The following is an 11,611-nucleotide window of genomic DNA, read 5'->3' on the forward strand; positions in this document are numbered from 1 at the left end:
TTGACTAGCAATAAAATCAATATACCCTGGCCCCATATTATAGCTTTGAATAATTGTATCCATGCTAACATCTTTTTCCGTTCCATACTTGTACATTTTAACAAAGTGCTTTACCCCTTGTTTAATGCTCAAGCTTGTCTCTTGAATTTCATTTGGCTTTAATCCAAGTGATTCGGATGACTGCATAGGGTCGTTTCCCTCACCTCTACTCTCTTGATACATAATTCCTAATAAAATTGGTGTTTTCTCTCCTAAATTATATTTTTCTAATTCTTTTTTTAAGGTAGACTCATATTGCAATACACGTTTTTCGGTGGCTAGCGCTTTATTTTGTTGAATATTGGTTTTATGATTAAAATATAGCATTCCAAGTATTGTTCCTAAGCCTAAAATGCTAATAAGGAACACTTTTATAATTTGTTTTTTACTTGTATCCTTCATATATTCCTCCTCGTATAAGAAATGCAATTTTTCAAAGGTAATTGGTTATATATAAACTATGTAATGAACATCTATCTCCCACCCTTTTAGACTCATACATCAATACTTTAAGGTTTCAAGTTTAATATAAAAATTTAAAGATAAGGTAAAGATAAGATAAAGATAAAATAAAGGGTATTTTTTAGCGTACTTTAAAAGATATTGCTACAAAGGGATATATGGGACAACTTGTTGATATGAATGGATTTAGTGATAATTGAAAGGTTATTGTACAAGTTATTAATTATGGAGACATCATTCCAGAAGATTTAATCCATCTTTTCAATATGCTTTATATAAAAACCACAACATAACATATAATAAAAAACGGTGAACCCTCCACCTAGGAGAATCCACCATCACAAATAACTGATTATTTCACACCTAGTTTTTTTGCTTTCTTAGGGATTCCGTCTTCCAGCACTTTCTCCCAAGCTGTTACACACCTGGAATATGATGTGATTGCATTTGAAACAGGGCTTTTGGAAGCAGCAGCTGTTCAGCAAAATTTTGATAACTCAACCGCTACAGAAGCGATGAAACAATCCTTATACTCTGTATGGAAAACTGAGGAACTTGAACAATTATTTACCTATATGAAAGAACAAAAAGAAAAAGGAAAGCCACTCACATTAGCTGGTTTTGATGTGAATTTGTTTTATAAATCTTCATTCCGCTCTTATGCAAAAGAATGGTTGCAAAAAGTAAATCCTGAAGTAAAGAGTGAATTTGATACAGCAGTGTCAGAGTTGATTGAACTGGATAGGTATTACAATAAAAATAAAACATATCCCTATGATCGGTTTAAAATGGAGATACAGCCCGTAATTAACAAGTTTGAAAAGGTTAGAATGTTTATTCAGAATCATAAAACTGAATTGATTCAAGTTACACCACATCCTACGTATGATGTGAAAGTCAGAGGTGGCATCTCCTCACCTAACCTGACAGACTATTCTTTTTATATCCGAGATCAAAAAATGGCACAAAACTTCGCATGGCTAACTGAAATGCAGTATGGAAACAAACTGGCCCCCCTTTAACAAGTAATAATTTGTTCTGCACCCATGTTGATAATTCTTCTGGTAATCGGAATATAACGGAACCATGTTGCTCTTTTATAATGACATAGGGATTGCGGAATTCTTCTTGAATGCCGATTCCAATCACTTGATACAATTTCCTGCACTGACTCGGAAACAATATATTTGGAATGTCTAATGATTCAATTTCATGAAAAGAATGACGGAATCTCACATCCATTGCAAATACCATCACACCAACTCCCAGCTATACGTAAAACACAATTAGTATACCGATGAGATCTATGTTACGTGCAGAAATCCCCGTTTTCTCCCCAGACTTATCTACAAGAATAAAAAAGGAAACACAAGATATGTTCCCTTTTCACTATTTGTTTTCTACACTTTTAATTCCAATATTTCTAGATGCTGAATAGATCCGCCCCCTGGCAGGTAGACATCTTCCTCCTTCAGCAGGGATACGGAACTTTCCGTTTCTACTAGTGATGGAAGATTGCGCACGCCAAATAATAATACTTTTCCCCTATTGCCCAAATGACGTGGGGTATGCATGGAAATCGTAAGGTTGTTTATGCATGTAATTGTTCCTGTTCTTAAACATTTTCGGGTATCTATTTTTATTATGTTTTGCTTTTGTAGTATTTCTTATTTTTATTGTTTGATTGTTATGACTGGCACTTGCTCGTTTTCGGAAATTTCACTGTAACCATAATAAAGTAGAAAAAACAATAAAATAATTGTCCAAATAAATATAAACACTTTATAACTATACTTCATATGAAAAACCTCATTTTCCCTATATAAGTGAATGTACATACACCCTGTAAATCTAATTACATAAATTATCGGATGTTTTAGTAGTAGAGAATCATTAAGTATTAGGAATTGTTACTCATAAACATATCCAAGAATTCTTCAAAAAAAATATCATCTAGGCATTTTAACATTTCATCAAAATGCACAGATGATATTTTGTAAGTTTAGCTTGGTAATGCTTTTTATGTAATGAATTCTTATCTCTATTTCACCTTAATGTTTATATGTACAAGAGTCTGTGTAGCAATTAGGCTGTACTTTAAATATGTACTCAATTGTGTGTGGGAAAGGAAGCACATTTTATTTAAAGTGGTTACTTTAAAGCCCTTAATTAGTTGGTAGTCTTCTTCATTCAGACAAAAAGGAAATTTAAAGTGTGCACGTACTTTCAACTCAGACTTTTTACTACACACACTCCTATACACATAACAACATTTATAGTTTTTTGTAACATTACGGAAATAACAGGAAACAAAAACGAAACATTTATAATAAAATGTAACAACTTAGTAACATTAATGTAACATAACGTGTGTAATCGCACAATACTTTTTTAACTGAAAATCAATAAATTTATGTAAGTACCCATAACGTATTACATATTGTTTGTGAAACCTTTTAATGAACAAGTATAAGTGGATGGCGGGAATCGAACCCGCGGTTGTCGCCGTAAAAGGGCGATGTGTTTGGCCGCTTCACCAATGCGCTGTATTAAATATGTACCGAATGTATCCCTTTGGTACATAAATAGACCTGTAGATAGGAAATGTTCGCTACGTTTATACAATTATGGTCAGAGGTTCTGGAGGCCCCTGTCTCGCCCTTAAATTATACCCCCTCGTGGTCGGAATGACAGGACTTGAACCCGCACATTCAACAGAATACTAGATCCACAATCTAGCAAGTCTACCATTTCGCCACAAACTCCATGAAAATAGAAAAAGACCACCGAATGTACTCGATTGTCTTTTTGCCATGCATATCTGCACAAGAAGTGTATACTTCAAACCCTTTAATATTTTTAGCTATGAGCATACTTATAAAACTCTAAAAACTATTTGATAATCTTTTAGAATCTAACTTTCTTTTAATACTATTTGCTATTTCTTCAATATTTTCATTTAGAAAGAAATGATTACCTTCAAAAGAATGAAAAGTACACGTTTTACTTGTGTATCGTTTCCATTTTATTACTTGATCATATGTAGTAAATTCATCATTTTCCCCATTAAATATAAGAAAATCAATATCACATGGTTGTGTATTTTTCTCATGGATATACGTCTCAACGATTTTAAAATCTGCTCTTAGAATAGGGAGAAAAATCTCCATTAATTCTTCTGATTGCAGTACCCCAGATGGTGTACCTCCCATTGCAATAACTTCTCTTTTGAATTGCTCATTAGAAAGATTATGTCGGATATTTTTTATTTTACTATTTGGATGATTTCTACCGGACAAAACAAGAAATTCAGGCGATACGTTTTTAGAATCTTTTATTTTTCTGGCTACTTCATAGGCGATCAAACTTCCCATGCTATGCCCGAATAGAATGTAGGGCGAATCATCTATCTGCATAACTATTTTATTGTAGACATCATTTACTGCCTCTTCCATACTTTGGTACAAGTTTTCTTCAATTCTATATCCTCTGCCAGCTAACTCTATCGGGACTACCTCAATAGATGGATTAAAGTGATTTTTCCATTTTGCGTAACTAAACGCAGATCCCCCAGCATGTGGAAAGCAAAAAAGTTTAGTCTTCTGCATTGATTTTCTCCTTACTTTCAAATTTGTATATATTTTGGCAAATTGCATAAATGTCTTTAATTATTATCTCTTGTGGAAATTCATCCCTTGTTGCACAAGCAGATAACTTATGATTTGGATCAATGTTATATTGTTTAAAGTAAAAGTTTTTAGGTATATTCTTGTATGAAATTAAAGTTCGTGATTCTTTTTTTATAGAGAATGAATTTAATGGGGTATAAAGCCCTTTTCCAATCGTTTTTATATAACTTTCTTTTAATGTCCATAAATCATAAAAATAATTAATTTGTTCATCAGAATTTATATTAGATATATCATAAAATTCTTCCGCTGAAAAAAATTCATTTGCTAATTTAAGAGCCTCTATCTCTGAAATCTTTTCTATATCAATACCCACATTAAAATTAGCAGTAGTACAAACCACCCATTCTCCTGAATGTGACAGATTAAAATGAAAGTCAGAAAAGTTTTCAACAAAAGGTTTTCCATACTCATTATATATAAATCTAATTTCTTCATTATTAATTTTATACTTTTGGCAGATTAGAGATCGGATTAGTAAATCTCCTATCAGGGTCCTATTAATGTCGCATGAATTTAATAAACGCTTCATTCGTTCTTTCTTCTCATTTGAAACTAAGTTACTAAGTTGCTTAAACAAATGACTTTCAATATTCTTTGGTATTTTCACAGCTTGAATGTGTATGATAAATCACTTCCTTTTTTAAAAGATGGCTTCATATATGTGCGTTACATAAATTCAAATTAACTTTATTAAATTGCAAATACAATAGAAAAGGTGCATATTTACATATCAATGAAAATATGCACCTTTCCTCAGTAATATCATCAGGCATTCGCTTCTATTACAAAGATTTCTATGTCTCTACCAATTACTTTTTACATTATCCTCTTAAAAAGTAATACTCTTGATATATTCATTATTGCCTACACTTTATTTGCAGTTATTGGGCTGCCCTTTTCGTTCATAGCGTTGCATCTTTTGCACTCTCTACTTTTCGGTTAATGAAAGGGATGTTTCTTTTATCCCTTCAAATTCATTTAATAGGTACTTAGCTATCTTTTCAACTGCGGGGAAGTCTACTATTTCCTCATGTGATCCAGGGACTGAATACCTATTTACTCTACCTTTTAATAAAGGTCCCCAATCTGTAAACAACTCTTTTCCTTCATCAGCACTAAAGTAGAGAACTTCTCCAGAGTATGGTATTAAATCATGATCTGCCATTAAGTTCAGGCATTTCCTATGAGCATTGATAACTTGCTTCAAATTCATAAGATCTGCATCAGGCGGGAGTACTCCCTCCATAATTAGTCGCTCTACAAGCATATCTTGCTTATGAACGAGCCCTTCTTCCTGCTCAGTAAGATCTCTAGGAATGAAATGTTCAGATATATATGAGAGCATATCCTCCCTTGTTTTACGATCTTGCTCTGAAGGTACTTTAGTATCCATTAGTATCAACAACTCAACTTCCTCACCTTGATTCTTTAGCACAGTTGCGATTTCATAAGCAATCGCACCGCCTAAAGACCATCCTCCAAGACGATATGGACCTTCTGGCTGAACACGTTTTATTTCTTCGATGTAAAGTTGAATTACTTCCGGCAAAGTTAACTCGTCAATTTCTTTCTTTTCTATAAGAGGATTCTGTAAACCATAAAATGAACAATGGCTCTTAAGCAATCTTGCTAGTTGAATGTAACAGAATACATTCCCCATAAACGGATGAACGCAGAAGAAAGGTCTTTTCTCTGATTCTTGTAGTGAAACTAGCGCTGCTACTGATTTCGTCATATCATGCTTATCACGAATAAGGCATGCGATTCCTTCCACTGTTGGATTCTTAATCAATGTAGACACCTTAATCTCTTTTCCAAACTTCTCCCTAATTTTTGAAACTAATTTAATTACAAGGAGAGAGTGTCCTCCTCTATTAAAGAAATCATCATTTACATAGACATCTTCTATCTGTAACACATCCTGCCAGATTTTAATCAACTGATATTCAATTTCATCCCTTGGAATGATTGGTGTAGAGAAGTTATTTTCTCTATGAATAGTTAAATTGTTCAATGCCTTTCGATCAACTTTGCCATTCGTTGTAAGAGGAATCTCGTCTACCTTAATAAAGTGTGCGGGAACCATATAATTTGGTACTTGTGTCTTGAGATACTCACGCCACTCATGCATACTACCATCTCCAACTACATAAGCAACCAATCTCTGCTCTCCTAATTTATCCTCTGTTGCCAAAACTACTGCTTCTTTTACCAATGGATGCCTCTCTATACTCGCTTCAATCTCTTCAAGTTCAATACGAAAGCCCCTAATTTTCACTTGATTATCAATTCTTCTCAAGTAATCTAAATTACCATCAGGTAAATAACGAACCAAATCTCCCGTACGATATAAACGCTCTTCTTCATTAAATGGATGACAGATGAATCGCTCTGCTGTTAATTCTGGGCGATTCAAGTATTCTCTCGCTATACCTGCACCCCCAATATATAGCTCACCTGTTACACCAACTGGAACAGGTAACAAATTTTTATCCAATACATAAGTTTGAACGTTCGGCAATGGACGTCCAATTGTTACTCTCTTACTATCTTTTTTGATATGATAGCATGTTGCATCAACTGTACATTCTGTAGGACCGTATACGTTATAAAAATCAATCTTTTCAGTCTCTACTAGCTGTTCCCATAATGACGGCATAATTGCTTCACCACCGACCAATATCTTGCTTGGTACATGAACATCAGCACTTATTTCTAGCAATCCTCCATCTATTAGTAATTGAAGTAATGAAGGTGTCATATCAAACATTTCCAATTTATTCTCCCTAATATAGGACACAAATTGTTCTGGATTAGTGCGAACTTCACTTGGAATAATATATAAACTTGAACCATAAAGCAGCATTTGTAATTGCTGAATAGATACATCAAAGGCAATTGATGCATTCAAACCAACGCGCATATTACTAGATATCTCATGTGAGAAAACTTCTTTTTGTAAACCATATGATAGGTTTATTACAGAATGGTGCTGTACTAAAGCTCCCTTTGGATTCCCTGTCGAACCAGAAGTGTAGATAACATACGCTAAGTTTTCCCCTGTTACCTCACATATTGGTGAAAGTTTGCTTTCTTGAGAAAGCATTGCTTGGTCCCTATCTAGGCAAACTGTCTTAATGTCTTTAGGAATCCAGCCTAGTAATACTTCATTTGTAACTAACACTTTAATTCCTGTGTCTTCTAAAATATATTGTAGGCGGCTTTCCGGATTCGATGGATCTAATGGAACATAGGCTGCTCCAGCCTTCCAAATTCCCATGAGACCAACAACCATCTCAACTGAACGCTCAAAGAAGAGGCCAACTAATGACTCTGTCCCAATTCCACATTTCTGTAAATGATGGGCTAATTGATTAGCTCTTTCATTCAGCTCTCGATATGTTAGTTGCTGTTTTTCATCTACCACTGCCAACGCGTCAGGCGTACGATTTACTTGCTCTTCGAATAGTTGATGAATTGCATTCTCACGTGGATAGGATATAGTATTATTATTCCATTCTTCCAATAGCTTTCTTTGTTCAGCTTCCGTAATATATACTAGCTCCGATAGATTTTGATCAATGTTTTTGAGCATTTGCATTAACACTTTGTGTAAATGACCCAGCATTCGTTCAATGGTTACTCTATTAAACTTACTACGGTCATACATTAACTTTAACGATAACTGGATTCCTGGAACTACAGCTAACCCTAATGGGTAGTGGGTTTGTTCTACCCCTTCCAATTCACCAATTTCCAGATTTTCTGAAGACTCCTCTTTCACTGGATAATTTTCAAACACATATAAACTATTGAACAGCGGTATTCCTCTAGGAACTTCACTCCACCCCTGAATCTCTGTCAAAGAAGCATACTCATATTGTCTTCTTTCTATCTCTTCCTCTTGTATCTTCTGCAACCAATCTATTAATTTTATATCATCCATCAATTGAATTCGCGTCGGTGACGTTGTAATGAAAGGACCTACGATGTTTTCAACATCAATAATCTCCGTAGAACGCCCTGAGCTTGTTACACCAAAAACAATGTCATTTTCTCCACTATATCGGCTCATGAGATATGCCCATGCACCTTGAATTACTGTACTTAAAGTAAGTTTATTACGTTTCGCCCATCCTTGTAACGCTTGAGTCTGCTCTTCTGATAAATACGTAACCTTCTCTGTGTAACCTTTTTCTTCCTCTTTACTTTCTAAGCCCAGCAAAGTTGGCGCAGTAAAACCTTTTAGCTTCTCTCTCCAGAATTGTTCCGCCTGCTCCTTATCTTGCTCTCTTAACCATTGGATATATTTCTTATATGGTGAGGACTTAGGTAACTTCACAGCTTCTCCATTCATTCTCTTCTGATAGACTGTAAGTAATTCATTAAATACTAATGGTAAACTCCATCCATCCAGTAAAATATGGTGATGGGTCCAAACAATCCGATATTCTTCCTCACCTTCTTGAATGACTGTTACCCGCATCAATGGTGCTTCATCAAATTGGAAGGCTTGTTTTCGATCTAATGCCAAAAAGACTTTTCTTTTTTCCTCTATCTCTTCACTTGTCATTGTACGCCAGTCTTCTTTATTCACTTTAAATGGGATATTTTCATACACCACTTGTACAGGTTCTTCAATTTCGTCCCATACAAATCCTGTACGAAAAATTTCATGCCGCTGAATTACAGATTTCCACGCCTGCTCAAATGTAGGAATATTCATTTTTCCTCGAATCATAAAACTCAATTGCACTATATACGGTGCAACATGTTCATCCCCTTGGTCATGCAATGTGTGGAAAATCATACCTTCTTGCAAAGGTGATAGTGGATATAAATCAGTAATCTGATTGTTCTTTCCGCGATGCATTTTGTTTAGTACATTTGTCAAACCTTCTTGGCTAAGATTAGCCATTGCAAAATCCGAAATGGTCAGTGCAGATTCTCTATCTGAAAATTGAATCAATGTACTCAGTTGATATAGCATATTCTGTGCAATACTTTGAATCGTTGATTTGGCAAATTGTCCAACATTGTATACCCAAGTGAACTGAAGTTTTCCATCCGTTACAACCCCAATTACATCAATTACATGCGATCGCTTGGAACCGGCAGCATGATCTAAACGCTTAAATTCGTTCTCCGGAATAAACATTGCATCGCTAGAAAACATTTGGTCAAATTGTCCAAGATAGTTAAAACTAATAGACGGTGTATATTGGGAGCTTAATTGCTCACACATTGTTGCGTTCATGTAACGCAACACCCCATAATCAACACCCTTATTAGGAATTTTGCGAACTTGTTCTTTAACTGCTTTTAATACTTCAATTGGCGTATTAGCACTAATAATATTTAAATGAACTGGGTAAATACTTGTAAACCACCCCACAGTTCTCGATAAATCAACATCTTCAATAATCTCTTCTCGACCATGTCCCTCTAAATCTACGCTCAATATCGGCTGCCCCGTACATGCTGCCGTAGCTTGTACTAATGCTGCTAATAATACTTCATTGATTTGGACACGGTGAGTGCTTAAAGTCTCTTGCAATAACATACGGGTCTCATTCTCATTTAACACCACAGTAATTTCCTCAGTTACTGCGCTTACTGGATTACTTATAGTACCATCTACCGGCAATTTAACTACGTCTTGTTCAGCCTGCTCCTCCCAGTAATGTAGCACTTCTTTTGATAGGCCCGTTTCAGCGTAATGATGTAATTTCTCCGACCATTCTTTAAAAGATGTACTCTTCATAGGTAATTGAATTTTCTGCCCTTGGACTACTTGCGTATATGCTGTTTGCAAATCTTCCAATAAAATTCGCCAAGAAACACCATCCACGGCTAAATGATGAATTGTCCAAAATAATCGGCCAGCGTGCTCACCTTCATCAAAATACACCATTCTCATTAGCGGACCATCATGTAAATTCAAACTTTCTTGTGCAACATTAATCTCTTTTTGAATAACCTGATGCCAATCAGGTTCCGGCACTTCGTCTAATGAAATGACAGTAAGCATCAATTGTTCTTCTATTCCTTCATTCCACTGTTTCCAAACCCCATTAGATAAACGTTCATATCTTAAACGCAGAGCATCATGATGAAGTAGAAGGTTACCTGCCGCCTTTTCCAGTGATCCTATGTCCAATTTCTCTTTCGTTCTAAAGAACATGGATTGATTCCAATGATGTGGGTTAGGATGATTTTGTGCAAAAAACCTTTGCTGAATAGGTGTAAGTATCGTCTCTCCAGTTATAATTCCCTGTTCAGCTTGTACACCTTGTTCTTCTTTGACTACTTGCGCCAACTCAGCAATCGTTTGGTGTTCAAATATTTGTTTTGGTGTCAATTGTAAACCAACTTGCTTCGCGCGCGAGACAATCTGAATGCTAAGAATTGAATCTCCACCAATTTCAAAGAAGTTATCATTCATACCAATACGTTTTGAACCTAGCACACGTTCCCAAATGATAGAAAGCTTATGTTCACGTTCATTTCTTGGGGCCACGTATCCTTCTTTTGTTCCTTGATAATCTGGTATAGGTAACGATTTCCGATCAACCTTTCCATTTATGGTTAGCGGTAATTCTTTCATTTCGACAAAGTAGGAAGGTATCATATGAATTGGCAGTTTTGTTTTAAGGTACTCTCGCCATTCTTCTAAACTGCCTTCGCCCACTACATAAGCTACCAGCCTCTTATCTCCCGACTGATTTTCCCTAACCATTACAACTGCCTCTTTTACTAAGTAATGCTCCTGTAAGGTCGACTCAATCTCTCCAAGTTCAATTCGAAATCCTCTAATCTTCACTTGATTATCCATTCTTCCTAAGTAGGCTATATTACCATCAGGAAGATATCTCACAAGATCACCTGTTCTATATAACCTCTCGCCTTCTTTGAATGGATGAGAAATAAATCGTTCGGATGTTAACTCTGGACGATTCAAGTACCCCTTTGCTAGACCTGCTCCTCCGATATAAAGTTCCCCCATCACACCAACTGGAACTGGCAACCTATTTCTATCTAATACATAAGTTTGGATGTTAGGCAATGGACGCCCAATTGTTACTCTCTTACTATCTTTTTTGATATGATAGCATGTTGCATCAACCGTACATTCTGTAGGACCATATACATTATAAAACTGTATTTTATCAGTCTCTACTAGCTGTTCCCATAATGACGGCATAATCGCTTCGCCGCCAACCAATACCTTACTTGGAACATGAACACCATCGTACGTTTCTAACAATCCGGCATCTATAAGTAATTGAAGCATTGAAGGCGTTATATCAAAGATTGCTAACTTGTTCTCCCTAATATAAGCTACAAACTGTTCCGGATCACTTCGTACTTCATTCGGAATAATATACAAACTTGAACCATAAAGCAGCATTTGTAAT

5 protein-coding genes, 1 tRNA gene and 1 pseudogene are annotated in these 11,611 nt (G+C 35.5%); 2 read left to right on the plus strand and 5 right to left on the minus strand.

Translation table 11 applies throughout. The features are described from left to right. The coding region (locus tag HMPREF2590_RS24070; protein WP_256325181.1) for a lysozyme family protein at window positions 1-441 on the minus strand (441 nt) is incomplete at its 3' end. 212 nt (window positions 442-653) lie between these two features. On the opposite strand from HMPREF2590_RS24070, the pseudogene HMPREF2590_RS30970 reads away from it, so the two are divergent. Together HMPREF2590_RS30970 and HMPREF2590_RS24075 are read left to right on the plus strand one after the other, a co-directional pair. Then, window positions 654-776 (plus strand): annotated as a pseudogene (locus HMPREF2590_RS30970) (vancomycin resistance histidine kinase VanS); the annotation flags it as partial. Window positions 777-938: 162 nt separating this feature from the next. Further along, window positions 939-1,523 (plus strand): erythromycin esterase family protein, encoded by a 585-nt coding sequence (locus tag HMPREF2590_RS24075; protein ID WP_002098395.1) that lies wholly within the window; start codon window positions 939-941, stop codon window positions 1,521-1,523. A 1,456-nt stretch (window positions 1,524-2,979) separates the two neighbouring features. On the opposite strand, the gene HMPREF2590_RS24080 is transcribed toward HMPREF2590_RS24075, so the two are convergent. The 4 genes from HMPREF2590_RS24080 to HMPREF2590_RS24100 all read right to left on the minus strand — a co-directional run. Beyond that, window positions 2,980-3,039: transfer RNA gene (locus HMPREF2590_RS24080), tRNA-Lys, on the minus strand. A gap of 347 nt (window positions 3,040-3,386) precedes the next feature. Continuing rightward, window positions 3,387-4,109, minus strand: coding sequence for a thioesterase II family protein (locus HMPREF2590_RS24090; protein ID WP_001172933.1), 723 nt, complete (start codon window positions 4,107-4,109; stop codon window positions 3,387-3,389). After that, window positions 4,096-4,800 (minus strand): 4'-phosphopantetheinyl transferase family protein, encoded by a 705-nt coding sequence (locus HMPREF2590_RS24095; RefSeq protein ID WP_000701204.1) that lies wholly within the window; start codon window positions 4,798-4,800, stop codon window positions 4,096-4,098. The genes HMPREF2590_RS24090 and HMPREF2590_RS24095 overlap by 14 nt, the downstream gene beginning before the upstream one ends. 321 nt (window positions 4,801-5,121) lie before the next feature. Then, on the minus strand, window positions 5,122-11,611 hold a 6,490-nt coding region (locus HMPREF2590_RS24100; RefSeq protein WP_141763553.1), incomplete at its 5' end, for an amino acid adenylation domain-containing protein.

Source organism: Bacillus sp. HMSC036E02, from assembly GCF_001836235.1.
GTDB lineage: Bacteria > Bacillota > Bacilli > Bacillales > Bacillaceae_G > Bacillus_A > Bacillus_A cereus.

What these genes read in the sequence shown, in the direction of transcription:
- HMPREF2590_RS24090 (WP_001172933.1), bottom strand. Translation starts at nt 4,109, where the DNA reads ATGCAGAAGACTAAACTTTTTTGCTTTCCACATGCTGGGGGATCTGCG.